Here is a 12,933-nt window from a genome sequence, read left to right on the forward strand (position 1 = left end):
CGGGCACGCGCGGCGTGCCCGCCCCCTCACCCCGGCGTACCCTTCCGCCGGTCAGGAGGCGCCCATGGCCTTCCTCAGCTCGGCCGCCGCGTTGCGGTAGACCGGCAGCAGGTCCAGGTCCCGGCCCGGGTAGTTGACGATCTCGACCTGCCGGGCCCCGGAGTCGGGCAGGACGGTGCCGGTCGACATGTGGGCGTTGTCCAGGACCAGGGCCGGCTTCTTCGCCGCGAGTTCGGCGAGCTGCGCCGGCGTGACGGCCTCGGGTCCGTACGTGCCGACCGAGGTGGCTCCCGCGAGCTTCGCCGACCAGGCGGTGAAGACCTGGGTGACCGCGGTCGGGCTCGTGCCGCCGGGCCAGGCCGCCTTGAGCTCCTGGTTCAGCCGTGCGTACTCGCTGTCGAAGCCGGCCTTCCACTGCGTGGCGGCGTCCGCCGTGCCGAAGAGCCCGCCCAGCTCGTCGACCTCGGCCTTGACCTTGTCCGGGTCGTTGTCGAGGTTCACCTCGACAAGCTTGGCCTTGGAGCCGGCGGCCTCCTTGATCTTCGCCGCGTACGGCTCGAAGGGCGCGTAGAGCACGAAGTCGGCCTGGGCGACGGCGGCGAGGTCGGAGGGCTTCGGGTCGTAGTCGGGGGCGTGGTGCACCGACTGCGGCACGATGACCGTGACGTCGCGCGCACCGGCGGCCTTGGCCAAGGCCCCCTCCCAGGTGGTGGTGACGACCACCCTGGGCTTGCCGGCCTGCGCGGGCGCGTCCGGAGCGGCGGCGGCCGAGGACCCCGTACCGCTGCCGCAGCCGGTCGCGAGGGCGAGTGAGGCCGCGGCGGCGCTCAGTGCGAGGAGGGAAGGGATGCGGACGCGGGTGCGCGCCATGGGCTGGTTCTCCGTTCGGATGTGAAATGGACGGCGAGGACGACCGCCCCCGCCGTCAGGACGAGGACCGGGCCGGGCGGCCAGTCCAGCCACAGGGCCAGCAGGAACCCCGTCAGGTTCACGGTCAGGCCGATGCCGATCGCCCAGAGGGTGATCGAGGTCAGCGAGCTGCCGAGCCGGCGTGCGGCGAGGGCGGGCAGCAGGGTCAGGGCGTCGACGAGCAGCGCCCCGGTGAGCTTGATGGCCCCGGCGACCGCGATCGCGACGAGCACCAGCAGGGCCGCGGTCAGGGCGCGGACCGGGACGCCGGAGCACTGGGCGAGCTCGCGGTCGTACAGCAGCAGGCCGATCTCGCGCCGCTTGCGGACGAACAGGGCGGGTACGACGGCGGCGAGCACTGCGAGCACGACGAGGTCCGGGGTCCCGACGGACAGGATCGACCCCCACAGCAGGGAGAAGGCCCCCGAGGCGTTGACGCCCGACACGGCGAGCAGGAGCAGCGCGGCCGCGATGGCCAGGCTCATCAGCAGGCCCATGGCTCCGGACAGGCCGTCCGGCGTACGGGCGAGGGGGGCCACGCCCGCCCCGGCCAGGGCGCAGGCGACCAGCGCGCACAGCACCGGGTCCAGCCCGGTGAGCAGGCCGACGGCGATGCCGAGCAGGGCGACGTGCATCATCGCGAACCGCACCGGCATGATGTCGAGCCCGACGATCACCACCCCGACGACCGGCAGGCCGATCGCGGCGAGCAGGAGGGCCGCCCCCGCGCGCTGTACGGGCAGCAGCTGGAGCAGCGTGCCGAGGTCGGCCGTGGCGAGGGTCACCGGACCCGTGGCGAGGCTCACCGGACCTCCCGCAGCCGGCCCGCGGCCATCTCCAGGACGCGGTCGCAGCGGTCCGCGAGCGCCCGGTCGTGGGTCACCACCACCAGGGTCACGGGCAGCGAGGAGAGGACGTCCGCGGCCTCGGCCTGCCCGTCGAAGTCGAGGGCGGCGGTCGGCTCGTCGGCCAGCAGCACCTCGGCCCCCGCGGCGACGCAGCCCAGGGCCCGGGCCAGGTACATCCGCTGGAGCTGGCCGCCGGAGAGCGTGTGCAGGGGCCGCCCGGTCAGCGCGCCCACCCCGAGCCGGTCCGCGGCCCGGGCGGCGTCCGCCGGGGCGGCGCTGCTGGCCAGCAGTTCCGCGCCGAGCAGCGGGAAGCGGCCCCCGGCCGGCTTCTGCGGGATCCAGGCGCACGCGCGGCGCCGCCAGGCCCACTCCGCCGGGGAGCGGGTGTCGCGGCCGCCGACCAGGATCGAACCCGTCACCGGCCGGTGCAGGCCGAGCACGGCGCGCAGCAGCGTGGTCTTGCCGGAGCCGTTGGTCCCGGTCAGCGCCACCCGCTCACCGGCGGCGATCTCCAGGTCCACGTCGGCGACCGCCTCCACCCGCCCATGCCGGCAGGCGACCCCCCGCATCCGCACGTCCAGCCCGCCCATCCGCATCCTCCGGTCGTCCGCGGGCGTCCGGCAGCCGCCGCCGTCGCCCCACGGGCCAGTAGTCGGCGGGCCCCGCCCGGCAGTTCCCGGGATCCGGAACCTTTTCCGCCCGAGCGGGCGACACCGGATCGGGGGATTTCACGGCATGCCCGGTATCCGCGACCGCGGTAAGGGGAGGGATGGCCCTATGACCGTTACCGCATCCATCGACTCCAGCCGCCCGGTCGCGACGCTGATCAACGTGTTCACCGTCGCGCCCGAGCGGCAGCAGGAGCTCGTCGCGCTCCTGGCGCACGCCACGGAGGCGACCATTAAGCACCAGCCGGGCTTCATCTGCGCCAACTTCCACATCAGCCAGGACGGCGAGCGCGTCGTCAACTACGCGCAGTGGGAATCGGAGCAGCACTACCGCGCCATGCTCGCCAACCCCGAGGCCCGCGTCCACATGGACCAGGCCGCCACCATCGCCACCGACGTCCAGCCCAGGCTCTTCGAGGTGAGGTCCACCCACGGCAGGGCGTAGCACGCACGCTGCGGCCCCCGCCCCGGCAGCTCCGTGCCCGGGGCGGCGGTCCGGCTCTCACACCGCTTCGGTGGCCGTGGCGAGGGCGTCGACGACCTCGGCGAGGCGGCCGTGGCGGCGCAGGGCGGCCCGCTGCCGGGTCGCCCCGCTGCCGTTGCGGCGCAGCCGGGCCAGGAGTTCGGCGACCAGCGGGAGGTCTCCGGCAGCCTCCAGTCCCGGCGCCGCGCGGGACACCAGCCGGTCCACCAGCACGCCGGCGGGCAGCTGTTCGCCGCTGACGGGGTCGAGCCCCCACCCGGTGAGGCCCTGGGCGGCGGCGAGTTCATGGGCGCAGCGCAGCCGCCGGTTCGGCACCCGCGGCGGCGGCCGGTCCTCAGCCCCCTCGGCTCGCAGGCTCTGTCCGAGGCCGCGGACCAGGGCGGCGACGAGGACCACGGTGTCCAGGTCGGCGTTGGAGTCGGCGACGCGGATCTCCAGCGTGGGCACGTGCTCGGAGGGGCGGGCGTACCAGTACACCATCCGGCGGTCCATCAGGACCCGGTGCTCGACCAGGGAGCCCACGTGGGCCTCGTACTGGGCCTCCCGCAGCACGGGCGCCGGGCCGACGGTGGGCCAGCGGGCGAAGGTCTTGTACCGCCAGCTCTCGAAGCCGGTGTCCCGGCCCAGGCAGAAGGGGGAATTGCCGGTGAGCGACTGCAGGACCGGCAGCCAGGGCCGCATGTGGTTCGCCAGCGCGAGGGCGCACGCCCGGTCCATGCTGCCGATGTGGACGTGGCAGCCGCAGACCAGTCCGTCGTACTCGCCGACGAACGCGGCGAACTTCCGGGCCATCCGCCGGTAGCGGTCCGTGTCCGTCACGGTCAGGGGCCGGGCCGGCGGCACCACGGGGGTCCCCGTCGCCACCAGCCGACAGCCGGACCCCGCGGCCGCCGCGACGGCCGCGCGCCGCAGCCGGACCAGCTCGGTCCGCAGCGCCTCCGTGCCGGCCACCGGCTCCGTGCACACCTCCACCTGGGCGGTGAAGAACTCCGCCTGCACCTGCGGGCCGAGTTCCGCGGCGGCCGCGGCGATCACCGTGGGAGCGCACTCCGCCGGACGCCTGCTGACCCCGTCCACCAGCAGGAACTCCTCTTCCACCCCCATCGTGAGCACGGTCATGACCCACTCCTCGAACCTACTGTTTCCGCTTACCCCTGCACGACCCGTGCAGTCCCCCCGCCGCCAAGTCCGGGGGCCCGGTGCCGGGGGCGCGTGGGGGACCGGCGGAGGGGTAGGCGCGGTGCGACCACTCGGACTTCCCGCGGGAGGAACCATGCCGCGCAGCTGGAGCAACAAGAGGGAACGCCAGTACGAACACATCAAGGAGAGCGCCGAGGAACGCGGCGAGAGCGAGAAGCGGGCCAAGGAGATCGCGGCCCGCACCGTGAACAAGGAACGGGCCCGCGCGGGCGAGTCGGAGACGGCGAGCAGGACGTCCCTGGAGGACATGTCCTCCTCCCGCCGCGGCGGACTGCGCTCCCACAGCGGAGCCCAAGGACCCACCTACGACCAGCTCTACGAAGAGGCCAGGCGCCGGGGCGTCCACGGCCGCTCGGACATGAACAAGGCCGAGCTGAAGAAGGCCCTGGGCGAAGACGAGGGCTGAGGCGGCGCGGCCGCGCCCGGCGCAGGTTTCGGCCCGGCGCCAGCGGCAAGGCGCCGGGCATGGTGCACATCGGATACACAATGATGACCGAGCAGGCCGGACCCCGGGACCTCGTGGACCACCTGGTGGGCGCGGAGCGGGCGGGGTTCGACTTCTCCGTGATCTCGGACCACTACTTCCCCTGGCTGGACTCCCAGGGACACGCGCCCTACGCCTGGAGCGTCCTGGGCGCCGCCGCGCAGGCCACCACCCGGATCCCGCTCATGACGTACGTGACCTGCCCGACCTTCCGCTACCACCCCGCCGTGGTGGCACAGAAGGCCGCCACCATGCAGCTCCTGTCCGGCGGGCGCTTCCGCCTGGGCCTCGGCTCCGGCGAGAACCTCAACGAGCACGTCGTCGGCGCCGGATGGCCCGCCCCCCACGTCCGTCTGGAGATGCTCGAAGAGGCCGTGGGCATCGTCCGCTCCCTCTTCGAAGGCGGCACCGTAAGCCACCACGGCACCCACTTCGACGTGGAGAACGCCCGGCTCTGGGACCTCCCCGACCAGCCGCCGCCGATCGGCATCGCCGCATCCGGCCCCCGCTCCTGCGAGCTCGCCGGGCAGTACGGCGACCTCCTCGTGGCCGTCGAGCCCAACCGCGGGCTCGTGGACTCCTTCGCCGCGCACGGCGGCTCCGGCAAGCCCTGCGTCGGGCAGCTCGCCCTCTGCTACGACACCGACCGCGACGCCGCCCTGGCACGGGCCCACGACCAGTTCCGGTGGGCCGCGGGCGGCTGGGAGGTCAACGCGGAGCTGCCCGGACCGGCCGGGTTCGCCGGGGCCACGCAGCACACCCGGCCCGAGGACCTCACGGACGACATCCCCTGCGGGGACGATGTGGACGCGGTCGTCGAAGCCGTGCGCGGCTACACCGACGCCGGATTCACGGAGGTCGCCGTGGTCCAGATCGGCGGGAACCACCAGGAGCCCTTCCTGGAGTGGGCCGAGTCCAAGCTGCTGCCGGCCCTGCGGGAGCTGTGAGCCGCCGCAGGGCCGTGACCTGCCGGATCAGCCCGTCAGCCGCGAGCCGTGGCCTGCCGGATCAGCCCGTCAGCCCGGCGGCCAAGGGCACGCGCAGGGCGGAGGCGTCCCGCCCCCAGGCCGTCTCGATGTGCGCGGCGAGCCGCTCCTCCAGCAGCACGGTCGCCGCGCACCCGAAGGCCACGTCGGCCTCCAGCCGCGGTTCGTCGGCGAGCAGCCCGCCGATGACCTCGCGGCGCACCACCTGCTCGTGGACGGCGTCGGCCTCGACGTGCTCGGCGTAGAAGTGCTCCGCGGCCGCGCCCGCGCCCAGGCGCCGCATCGCGCGCACCATCCGGCGGGACCCCGGTGAGGAGGTCACCTCCACGCAGGCGAAATGCCCCACCAGCGCCCCGCGCAGGGCCCGGTGCAACCCGAGCAGGGACATCAGGTTCACCGTGGCGAGCAGGGGCGCCGGGGCGTGGTCCAGGTACGTGCCGTACGCGGGGTCGAGGCCGAGGTCGGCCATGAGCTCGGCGAAGAGGCGGGAGTGGACGGCTTCGGCGCGGCCCGCGCCGAACTCGTCGTACTCGACGGCGACCATGCCGGCCTTCGCGCGGCCGGACAGGCGCGGCACCACCCACAGGTGGGGGTCCGCCTCCTTGAGGTGGTAGAGGGAGCGCAGGGCGGCGTACTCGCGCAGCTGCCAGAGCTCGCCCTCCTCCTCGAGGTGGTGGCTGATGCTGTGGACCGGTGCGACGGGCTCGGTGAGCAGGGGGCCGAAGGCCTCGTCGACCCGGCGGGGCGCGCCCCGGAGCTCGGACCGCAGGGCGTGCAGGACCACGCCCTCCAGGTCACGGCGCAGGCGCAGCAGGTCGGGGTCCCATTCGCGCTCGTCGTCGACCCCGTCGAGGCCGCGGTAGTGCAGCTCGTACAGCAGGTAGAGGGCGAGTTGGAGGTCCTCGCCCCAGGGGTCGGCGCGGGTCAGGGCCGCCGGGGGGCACACGGGCAGCCGGCCGGAGCGCAGCGCGTCCAGCAGGGCCTGCGAGAGCACGCCCCGGGCGGGGACCAGGCCGGGGCGACCGGGGTCGGTCACGGGTCACTCCTGTCGTCGGGCGCCGGGGCATCGGGCGCGGGGGCCTGCCCGGCCGGGGCTTCGGGGGCCGGCGCCGCCGCGTCCCGGCGGCGCGGGCGGTGGCTGGTGTCGCACCAGGGCGGGGTCCGGCTGCGGCGGCAGGTGCACAGGGCGACCACGAAGCGGTCCGAGCGGGCGACCGTACCGTCCGCCAGCACGACCTCCACCGGGCCCTCGACGAGCACCGGGCCGTACGGGTCCACGGTCACCCGGCGCGCCGGCCGGGACGGGTCCGGGGCCGGGCCGGGGGCGGGGTCACGGGCAGCGGGCACGGATGATCACCAGTTCTTCCCAGACGCCGCCCGCCTCGGCCAGTCCCTGGCTCTCCAGCCAGGCCCTGCGCGAGCGGAGCACCGGACCCCACGGCACGGCCGCGCGCTGCACGATGCGCGCGGAGAGGCCGGAGCGTTCGAGGTGGCGCACGGTGGTCTGCGGCCCGCACAGGCCCGAGTGCACCAGCAGGAGGACGCCTCCGGGCCGGAGCAGCGCCGAGGCCAGCTCGCAGATCCGGTCGATGACCAGGCGCCCCGTCGGGCCTGCGTCCCACGCGCGGGCGGGGCCGCGGGTCGGCGTGCGGGGCTCGGGGGAGGGGACGTAGGGCGGGTTGGCCAGGACGAGGTCGAAGCGCTGGCCGCGGGTGCGGGCGGCGAAGTCCCCGTGCAGCACCCGGACCCGCAGCCGCCGGCGCAGCGCGTTCACGTACGCGGCGGCGACGGCCGCCCAGGAGATGTCCACCCCGGTGACCCGGGCGCCGCGGCCCGCGGCGCGCAGGGCCAGGGCCCCGGTCCCGGTGCCGATCTCCATCACGGCCGTGCCGGGCGCGAGCTCCTCGCGGTCCAGGGCCGCCGCCAGCAGGCGGGTGTCCGCCTGCGGGCGGTACACCCCGGGCGGGGTGAACAGCCGGGGCCTCGGCGCGCGCCTTGCGGTCGGCGCGGTTGCGGGCATCGGGACTCCTTCCTCGGTGCGGTACGTACCGCGGCTACCCGGAACCCGCGGCGCTACCCGCCACGGTCGGCCGAAGGTGCGGTGTGAGGTGGTACACGGCGAAGGCCCGGCCGATGACCGGCATGGCGACGTTGCGGACCGGGATGCCGCCGCCGGTCATGCCGTGCTCGGTCCCCCGGTGGGCGTGGCCGTGCACCGCCAGGTCGGCGCCCTCGGCGTCCATGGCCTCCGCCAGGAGGTAGCTGCCGAGGAACGGGAAGATCTCCGACGGCTCGCCCGCGAGGGTGTCCGGGACCGGCGAGTAGTGCGTGAGCGCGATCCGCAGGGTGCTGCCCGAGGTGCCCAGTCCGCCCAGGGCCCGGCCGAGCCCCTCCGCGCAGGAGCGGGTGTAGCGGATGAACGCCTTCATCTCCGGTTCGCCGAACTCGCTGCCGCTGCGTCCGGCGAAGCCCCCGCAGAAGCCCTTCGTCCCGGCGATGCCCACCCTCGCCCCGTCGAGGTCGAGGAGGACGCCGCCGCCCTCCAGGACGTGCACGCCGGCCGCACACAGCTCCTCGGTGACGGCCTCCTCCTCGCCGCTCTGGTAGTCGTGGTTGCCGAGCACCGCGACCACCGGCACCGGCAGTCCGGCCACCTCGGCCGCCACCACCCGGGCCTCCCCGCGCGTGCCGTGCCGGGTCAGGTCGCCGGCCAGGAGGAGCAGGTCCGCGCAGTCGCCGAGCGTGTCGAAGGCGGGCCGCAGCATCCCGGCGCTGTCGGGCCCGAGGTGGATGTCTCCTACTGCTGCGACGCGGGTCATGACAGCTCCTCGGCGTGGTCGGGAGGCTCGGGTCGGCACACGGTGAGGTCCTCGTACCAGTCGAAGCCGGCCAGCTCCTCGCGGGCGAGGCGCAGGACGGCCGCACGGGTGCCCTCGTCGGTGACGCAGCCGCGCACGACGGCCCGGGTCCCGTGCATCTCGATCTGCACGCTCAGTTCGGCGGCGTCCTCGCGGGCGAGCCGGTCGCGCAGGTGCTCGATGCGGTATTCGATGATCTCGGCCGTGTTCATGGTGGGTGCTCCGTCCTGTCCGGGCGGTCGATGACGTGGAGCCTGTCGAGCAGGTGGAGGAACGCGTCGGCCAGCGGCGCGTCGCGGTGGTCGCGGTCGAGGCGGGCCCAGTCGATCTGCTCGCGCAGCATGCGTGCCATCGGCAGCAGGTCGCCGAAGTCGCAGTAGTGCTCGCACAGGGCGGTGAGGCGGCCGTCCATGAGGTCGGTGGGGGAGAGCACCGGCATCCACACCGAGTCCACCGGCTTGACGGTGGCGCGCTCCAGGAGCGCCGTGCTGACCGGGCGCCGGGCCAGTTCGAAGATCAGGTCGATCTCCTCGCCGCCCGAGCGGCCCTTGACCAGCCAGTCCTCGGGGGCGCGGCGCATGGCGATGCCGCCGTCCTCGAGGGCCTTGATCGCCTCCTCGGCGTCCTCGGGGCGTACGCAGAAGTCGGTGTCGTGCTGGAAGCTGGCGGGCAGGCCGTGGGCGAAGGCCGCGACGCTGCCCGCGAGGGCGAAAGGGCCGCCCGGACCGCTTGAGCAGTGCGGCCACCTGCTTCGTCGTCTCCAGGATCGCCTGCGTGTGGTCCTTGGGCAGCGGGTCCTCGGGCGGCTCGGGGGGGTCCAGACCCGCCGGCGTCGGCAGTACGCCGGGGTGGCGGGAGTCGCTGGGGTTTCGACGGGTCATGGAGTGCCTCACGGGGGTGACGCGGCGGTGCCGCTCAGGGTCCGGGGACGATTACCACACCGCTGCGCGGCCGTGTCGGCATCCGGTGCAGCGGGATCCGCAGGTCCTGGCCGTCGGGGACGGTCCAGGAGCGCCGGGCGAGGTCCGCGGCGAGCGCGGAGACGAGCGCCACGGTGATGTCCTCGCCGGGGCAGCGGTGCCCGCTGCGGGCGTCGCCGCCGCCCTGGGGGACCAGTACGTCGTGCTCCGGCGGCCGGCCGTCGAAGCGGGCCGGGTCGAAGCGGTCGGGGTCCTCCCACAGCCCCGGGTCGTGGTTCTGTCCGTACAGGTCGAGCAGGACCAGGCTCCCGGCCGGGATCCGCTCGCCGTGCCGTACCAGGTCGGCGGCTGCCTCACCGCCGACGAACGGCGCGAACGGGTAGAACCGGCGGACCTCGTGGGCGAAGGCCCGGGCCCGCGCACCGCCGTCCGCGCGCAGCGCGGCGGCCTGCTCGGGCCACCGGTGCAGGGCGTGTGCGGCGAAGGCCGCGAACCAGGCCACGGCCACGGTGGGCCGCACCACGTTCAGCAGCTCGACGGCCGCGGTGTGCGGGTCGAGCAGGGCCCCGTCGGCATCGCGGTGCCGGGCCACCGCCTCCAGCACCGACGGCTCCCGGGCGGCTTTCGCCAAGGCCGGTGCGCCCTGCCGGCCGTCCTGGGCGCGGGTCCGCTCGACCAGACGCGCGAACAGCCTCTCCTGGCGCCGGCGCGCCCGGCGCGCCCGCCAGTGGCGCGGCCCGGGCGTGCCCCAGCCGTCGACCATCGCCACGCAGTCGCGTGCGGTGCGCCGCAAGTCCCGGTCGGACAGCGGCAGTCCGGCCCAGCCGCACACCGCGCGGGCCAGCACCCGGCTCGCCGCGTCGAACACGCACAGCTCCCGTCCCCGGGACCGGGCCAGCTCGCGGCGCCACAGCGTCAGGACCCGCTCCGACAGGGCCGCCACCCGCTCCTCGTCCATCAGCAGACCGGTGAACAGCGCCTTGCGCGTGCGGTGCGCGGTGCCGTCGAGGGTGTGGACGGCGCCGCGCCCGAACAGGGTGTCCAGGACGGGTCCCGGCAGGGCCGACCGGCGCCGGACGTGCTTCTCGTCGTAGAAGAAGCCGACCGCGTCGGGGCCGGACAGGACGTAGGCGCGCCGGCCGAGGAGCCGCACCCGGACCGGATCGGCGCCGCGGCTGCGACCGCGGCCGGGCCGCCACGCGTACCCGCGGGTGAGCAGGGCCAGGGTGCTGTCGGGGAAGGAGTTCATGATGCGCGGCTACCCGCCCTCGGCGTCGGTATCCACGTTCGGGAGCTGCGCTCCCGGAGCGTTTCCACCGGCGGCTCGGACGGGTAGCCGGGGCGGTACGGGCTCGTCAGTAGTAGTGCTTCCGGCCTCCGACGGCGTGCCCCGCGGCGCCCAGCACCCACAGGATGAGGCCGATCACGAGGAGGATGATGCCGATCGTCCAGAGGATCGAGATCCCGAAGACGAAACCGAGGATGAGCAGAATGAGCCCCAGGATAATCATGGGTACCTCCTGGCACCTGTCGGACGGGGGACCTTGATGCGTCTACCACGTCAGCGGCTTCTCATGCCTGTGAGCACGGTCGGGGTTTCGGAGCATGAGGCCCTGCATCCCGGGTAGCCGCCAGGCGACCGGTACGCCGCACGTCAGGAGGCCACGATGGGCAAGCTGAAGGGCAAGGCCGAACAGGGCAAGGGCAAGACGAAGGAAGAGATCGGCTCCATGGCCGACGACACGAGCATGGAAGCCAAGGGCAAGGCGGAGAAGACCAAGGGACGCATGGAGGAGTCCGCGTCCGACACCGCGGCCCAGATGAGGAAGATCGGCGAGAAGAAGCGCTGACCGGCCCCCTCGCGGCGGGCACGGCGCCTGTGGGCGCCGTGCCCGCCGTTCCGTGCCCGCTGCCGGTGTCCCGGCGGCCCGGCGTTCCTGCGTTCCGGTGTTCCGGCGCATGACGGGCGGGGAGCCGGGGCAGGCGCCCGTGAAGAGCGTCCGGGCGGACGGCCCGGACCCGCAACCCCAGGGAGGCAGGCCATGGGACACGGAGGAGACGTGGTGCGCGAGCTCACCGCCGACCACGACGAGGTCAAGGACTTCTTCACCCGGCTCGGGACCGAGAAGGACCCCGATCGGTGCCGCGAAATCGCCGACCAGCTGACCATCGAACTGGTCCGCCACTCCGTCGCGGAGGAGCAGTACCTCTACCCGGCCGTCCGCGAGCACCTGGACGGCGGCGACCGCATCGCCGACAAGGAGATCGCCGACCACTCCCGTGTCGAGGAGATGCTGAAGAAGCTGGAGGAACTGGACCCCGCCGGAGCCGCGTTCACCGGCTGCGTCAACGAGCTGCGCACCGAGGTCCTCGCCCACATCAAGGACGAGGAGGAGAACCTCTTCCCGACCCTGCGGCACAACTGCCCGCAGGAGGCCCTGGACGACCTCGGCGACCGCATCCGGCGCGCCAAGAAGCTCGCGCCGACCCGGCCCCACCCGGGCAGCCCCTCCACGCCCCCCGCCAACAAGATCCTCGGCCCCGGCATCGGCCTGGTGGACCGCGCCCGGGACCTCATCAGCGGGCGCGGCAAGGTGTCCTGACCGTGCCGCGCGCCACCGGGACACGGCCCGCCGGCGACACGGCCGCCGCCGACGGGTACGACGCCCGTCCCTACCTGCCGGTGCGCGGCGGCCTCGCCGCGCACCGGCGGGCCGCGGCCGACTGCCGGGGCTGCCCGCTGTACGAGGGCACGACGGGAACCGTCTTCGGGGCGGGCGACGCCTCGGCCCGGCTGATGCTGGTCGGCGAGCAGCCGGGTGACCAGGAGGACCGCCGGGGCGAGCCCTTCGTGGGGCCGGCCGGCAGCCTGCTGCGCCGGGCCCTGGACGATGCGGGCCTGGACATCGACGCCGCCTACGTGACGAACGCCGTCAAGCACTTCAAGTTCGTCCGGCCGTCGGGCGGCGGCAAGCGTCGGATCCACAAGCAGCCGACGCTGCGCGAGCTGTCCGCGTGCCGGCCCTGGCTGGCCGCCGAGCTGCGGCTGGTGGACCCCGAGCTGGTGGTGGCCCTCGGGGCGACCGCGGGCCGGGCGCTGTGGGGGAGCGGCTTCCGGGTGGGCGAGCGGCGGGGGCTGCTGGTGCCGCTGCCGACGCTCGACGACGGGGCGCTGCACGGGCGGGGGCTGGCGACGATCCACCCCTCGGCCGTTCTGCGGGCCGATGACCGCGAGGCCCTGTACGAGGGCCTGGTCTCAGACCTCCGCACCGCCGCCCAGGCCCTGGGCTGACCGGCCCCGCCGGTACCGGGCTCTGCCCGGCCCCGCGCCTCAATCGCCGGCGGGGCTGACTTTTGCCGGCCCTCGTCTTCCGGTGCCCGCTTGACGGGTCCCCTGTCGAAGCCGAGGGCGGCGGATCTAGTCCCCGCCTTCCACTGTCGTAGCCAGGGGCGGCACTCCAGTCCCCTGGCTTCCACTGTCGAAGCGGGGTCCGGCGAATCCAGCCCCGCCGGCGTTTGAGGCGCGGGTCCGGGCGGAGCCCGGTGCCCGGCGGAGCCGGGTTCCTCGGTGCGCCG

At 74.6% G+C, this 12,933-nt stretch carries 18 protein-coding genes; 6 read left to right on the forward strand and 12 right to left on the reverse strand.

All coding sequences use genetic code 11. The features are described 5' to 3' along the window. Positions 1-51 precede the first annotated feature (51 nt). Genes AB0F11_RS24190 through AB0F11_RS24200 form a run of 3 tightly spaced genes read right to left on the reverse strand, consistent with a single transcriptional unit; the run spans position 52 to position 2,347 of the window. A complete protein-coding gene (locus tag AB0F11_RS24190) occupies positions 52-870 on the reverse strand; it encodes a zinc ABC transporter substrate-binding protein (protein WP_362177360.1) in 819 nt (272 codons plus the stop codon). Further along, positions 828-1,715, reverse strand: a complete 888-nt coding sequence (locus AB0F11_RS24195; RefSeq protein ID WP_362177363.1) for a metal ABC transporter permease — start codon at positions 1,713-1,715, stop codon at positions 828-830. The genes AB0F11_RS24190 and AB0F11_RS24195 overlap by 43 nt, the downstream gene beginning before the upstream one ends. Further along, a complete protein-coding gene (locus AB0F11_RS24200) occupies positions 1,712-2,347 on the reverse strand; it encodes an ATP-binding cassette domain-containing protein (RefSeq protein WP_362177366.1) in 636 nt (211 codons plus the stop codon). The genes AB0F11_RS24195 and AB0F11_RS24200 overlap by 4 nt, the downstream gene beginning before the upstream one ends. Positions 2,348-2,534: 187 nt before the next feature. Here AB0F11_RS24200 and AB0F11_RS24205 point away from each other — a divergent pair, with 187 nt between their 5' ends. Then, positions 2,535-2,870, forward strand: a complete 336-nt coding sequence (locus tag AB0F11_RS24205; protein WP_362177369.1) for an antibiotic biosynthesis monooxygenase family protein — start codon at positions 2,535-2,537, stop codon at positions 2,868-2,870. Positions 2,871-2,927: 57 nt separating this feature from the next. On the opposite strand, the gene AB0F11_RS24210 is transcribed toward AB0F11_RS24205, so the two are convergent. After that, the gene (locus AB0F11_RS24210) at positions 2,928-4,028 is read right to left on the reverse strand and encodes a glutamate--cysteine ligase (protein ID WP_362177372.1); all 1,101 of its coding nucleotides are present in this window, start codon (positions 4,026-4,028) and stop codon (positions 2,928-2,930) included. 154 nt (positions 4,029-4,182) lie between these two features. Between AB0F11_RS24210 and AB0F11_RS24215 the strand changes: the two genes are divergently transcribed. Continuing rightward, on the forward strand, positions 4,183-4,515 hold the full coding sequence (locus AB0F11_RS24215) for a plasmid stabilization protein (RefSeq protein ID WP_362177375.1): 333 nt from the start codon (positions 4,183-4,185) through the stop codon (positions 4,513-4,515). A gap of 59 nt (positions 4,516-4,574) precedes the next feature. Then, positions 4,575-5,540, forward strand: coding sequence for an LLM class F420-dependent oxidoreductase (locus AB0F11_RS24220; protein ID WP_362177378.1), 966 nt, complete (start codon positions 4,575-4,577; stop codon positions 5,538-5,540). A 61-nt stretch (positions 5,541-5,601) separates the two neighbouring features. On the opposite strand, the gene AB0F11_RS24225 is transcribed toward AB0F11_RS24220, so the two are convergent. From AB0F11_RS24225 to AB0F11_RS24260, 8 genes are all read right to left on the reverse strand, one after another. Next, positions 5,602-6,615, reverse strand: a complete 1,014-nt coding sequence (locus AB0F11_RS24225) for an iron-containing redox enzyme family protein (RefSeq protein WP_362177380.1) — start codon at positions 6,613-6,615, stop codon at positions 5,602-5,604. Then, on the reverse strand, positions 6,612-6,926 hold the full coding sequence (locus tag AB0F11_RS24230; RefSeq protein ID WP_362177383.1) for a CDGSH iron-sulfur domain-containing protein: 315 nt from the start codon (positions 6,924-6,926) through the stop codon (positions 6,612-6,614). Before AB0F11_RS24230 ends, AB0F11_RS24225 begins: the two co-directional genes overlap by 4 nt. Beyond that, positions 6,910-7,599, reverse strand: coding sequence for a HemK2/MTQ2 family protein methyltransferase (locus AB0F11_RS24235; RefSeq protein WP_362177385.1), 690 nt, complete (start codon positions 7,597-7,599; stop codon positions 6,910-6,912). The genes AB0F11_RS24230 and AB0F11_RS24235 overlap by 17 nt, the downstream gene beginning before the upstream one ends. 34 nt (positions 7,600-7,633) lie before the next feature. Continuing rightward, a complete protein-coding gene (locus AB0F11_RS24240; RefSeq protein WP_362177388.1) occupies positions 7,634-8,398 on the reverse strand; it encodes a metallophosphoesterase in 765 nt (254 codons plus the stop codon). Beyond that, the gene (locus AB0F11_RS24245) at positions 8,395-8,649 is read right to left on the reverse strand and encodes a hypothetical protein (RefSeq protein WP_362177391.1); all 255 of its coding nucleotides are present in this window, start codon (positions 8,647-8,649) and stop codon (positions 8,395-8,397) included. The genes AB0F11_RS24240 and AB0F11_RS24245 overlap by 4 nt, the downstream gene beginning before the upstream one ends. Then, a complete protein-coding gene (locus AB0F11_RS24250; protein WP_362177393.1) occupies positions 8,646-9,017 on the reverse strand; it encodes a hypothetical protein in 372 nt (123 codons plus the stop codon). The genes AB0F11_RS24245 and AB0F11_RS24250 overlap by 4 nt, the downstream gene beginning before the upstream one ends. 335 nt (positions 9,018-9,352) lie before the next feature. Beyond that, positions 9,353-10,606, reverse strand: coding sequence for a cytochrome P450 (locus AB0F11_RS24255; protein WP_362177395.1), 1,254 nt, complete (start codon positions 10,604-10,606; stop codon positions 9,353-9,355). Positions 10,607-10,712: 106 nt separating this feature from the next. Then, positions 10,713-10,868, reverse strand: a complete 156-nt coding sequence (locus tag AB0F11_RS24260; protein WP_362177398.1) for a DUF6131 family protein — start codon at positions 10,866-10,868, stop codon at positions 10,713-10,715. A gap of 156 nt (positions 10,869-11,024) precedes the next feature. Here AB0F11_RS24260 and AB0F11_RS24265 point away from each other — a divergent pair, with 156 nt between their 5' ends. From AB0F11_RS24265 to AB0F11_RS24275, 3 genes are all read left to right on the forward strand, one after another. Continuing rightward, the gene (locus AB0F11_RS24265) at positions 11,025-11,207 is read left to right on the forward strand and encodes a CsbD family protein (protein ID WP_362177401.1); all 183 of its coding nucleotides are present in this window, start codon (positions 11,025-11,027) and stop codon (positions 11,205-11,207) included. 192 nt (positions 11,208-11,399) lie between these two features. After that, the gene (locus AB0F11_RS24270) at positions 11,400-11,960 is read left to right on the forward strand and encodes a hemerythrin domain-containing protein (RefSeq protein ID WP_362177403.1); all 561 of its coding nucleotides are present in this window, start codon (positions 11,400-11,402) and stop codon (positions 11,958-11,960) included. A 2-nt stretch (positions 11,961-11,962) separates the two neighbouring features. Further along, complete coding sequence (locus AB0F11_RS24275; RefSeq protein WP_362177405.1) at positions 11,963-12,649, forward strand: UdgX family uracil-DNA binding protein; 687 nt, start codon at positions 11,963-11,965, stop codon at positions 12,647-12,649. The last annotated feature ends 284 nt before the right edge of the window (positions 12,650-12,933 follow it).

Source organism: Streptomyces sp. NPDC032472 (assembly GCF_040636955.1).
Classification (GTDB): domain Bacteria; phylum Actinomycetota; class Actinomycetes; order Streptomycetales; family Streptomycetaceae; genus Streptomyces.

Coding starts and splice junctions, on each gene's coding strand:
- AB0F11_RS24255 (WP_362177395.1), bottom strand. CDS start 10,606: ATGAACTCCTTCCCCGACAGCACCCTGGCCCTGCTCACCCGCGGGTAC.
- AB0F11_RS24200 (WP_362177366.1), bottom strand. CDS start 2,347: ATGGGCGGGCTGGACGTGCGGATGCGGGGGGTCGCCTGCCGGCATGGG.
- AB0F11_RS24220 (WP_362177378.1), top strand. CDS start 4,575: ATGGTGCACATCGGATACACAATGATGACCGAGCAGGCCGGACCCCGG.
- AB0F11_RS24205 (WP_362177369.1), top strand. CDS start 2,535: ATGACCGTTACCGCATCCATCGACTCCAGCCGCCCGGTCGCGACGCTG.
- AB0F11_RS24240 (WP_362177388.1), bottom strand. CDS start 8,398: ATGACCCGCGTCGCAGCAGTAGGAGACATCCACCTCGGGCCCGACAGC.
- AB0F11_RS24235 (WP_362177385.1), bottom strand. CDS start 7,599: ATGCCCGCAACCGCGCCGACCGCAAGGCGCGCGCCGAGGCCCCGGCTG.
- AB0F11_RS24265 (WP_362177401.1), top strand. CDS start 11,025: ATGGGCAAGCTGAAGGGCAAGGCCGAACAGGGCAAGGGCAAGACGAAG.
- AB0F11_RS24270 (WP_362177403.1), top strand. CDS start 11,400: ATGGGACACGGAGGAGACGTGGTGCGCGAGCTCACCGCCGACCACGAC.
- AB0F11_RS24260 (WP_362177398.1), bottom strand. CDS start 10,868: ATGATTATCCTGGGGCTCATTCTGCTCATCCTCGGTTTCGTCTTCGGG.
- AB0F11_RS24250 (WP_362177393.1), bottom strand. CDS start 9,017: ATGCGCCGCGCCCCCGAGGACTGGCTGGTCAAGGGCCGCTCGGGCGGC.
- AB0F11_RS24215 (WP_362177375.1), top strand. CDS start 4,183: ATGCCGCGCAGCTGGAGCAACAAGAGGGAACGCCAGTACGAACACATC.
- AB0F11_RS24210 (WP_362177372.1), bottom strand. CDS start 4,028: ATGACCGTGCTCACGATGGGGGTGGAAGAGGAGTTCCTGCTGGTGGAC.
- AB0F11_RS24245 (WP_362177391.1), bottom strand. CDS start 8,649: ATGAACACGGCCGAGATCATCGAATACCGCATCGAGCACCTGCGCGAC.
- AB0F11_RS24190 (WP_362177360.1), bottom strand. CDS start 870: ATGGCGCGCACCCGCGTCCGCATCCCTTCCCTCCTCGCACTGAGCGCC.